The organism is Bowmanella yangjiangensis (genome assembly GCF_017255015.1).
Taxonomy (GTDB): domain Bacteria; phylum Pseudomonadota; class Gammaproteobacteria; order Enterobacterales; family Alteromonadaceae; genus Bowmanella; species Bowmanella yangjiangensis.
This window is the reverse complement of the sequence record NZ_JAFKCS010000451.1, coordinates 1-627: the sequence shown is the minus strand read 5'-3', so window position 1 is coordinate 627 and position 627 is coordinate 1. Positions and strand designations below refer to the sequence as shown.

Genomic DNA, 627 nt, shown 5'->3' with positions numbered 1-627 from the left:
GCCAGGCCAGCTGGGTCGGCACCCGGATCAGTTCCAGCCCTGCGGGTGTCTCGCCCTGCCAATCCGGCCCGGCCACCAGATAGCGCCTGGCGGCCGTGCCGATGGTGCGGGTGCCGGGGCTGGTCACCACATTGCTCCAGGCATCCATGATCTGCATCATGTAGAAATGCCCACGGGTATCGGGAATCTCCATCACCAGCGGCTCGCGGCGCAGGTCGAAGTGGCTGATGCTGTAGAGCGTGTCGATGTTCGGCGACACCACGCCATTGAACTCCGGATCAGGGAAGCGCTTGGCGTGGTTGAAGCGGTTCATCGCACTGGTGCCGATCAGCATCTGGTGCTGCTTGGTGACCTCCATCATCACCAGAGGGAAACCGAACAGGTAGGCCTGCGCGGTGTCCCTGGCCTGCTGGATCAGGTTGTAGCCAGCCAGACCCACGCCCACCAGCACAGCGGCAGCGACGCCCAGCCCCAGGCGCCATTTCTTGTTCAGTGACATGTCAGGCTCTCCTTCAGCGGACGCCGGCATTGCGCAGCGCGGTGGGGGTGTACTCGGCGGCCAGCGCTTCGAAGCCGAACTCCAGGCCGCCGCGCTCCTCGTTGCGCATGCCCGAGGCGATGTAGCGA

At 65.1% G+C, this 627-nt stretch carries 1 protein-coding gene; it reads right to left on the bottom strand.

Translation table 11 applies throughout. The features are described 5' to 3' along the window. The coding region (locus tag J0A65_RS25095) for a DUF1254 domain-containing protein (RefSeq protein WP_206596946.1) at positions 1-499 on the bottom strand (499 nt) is incomplete at its 3' end. Positions 500-627 lie beyond the last annotated feature (128 nt).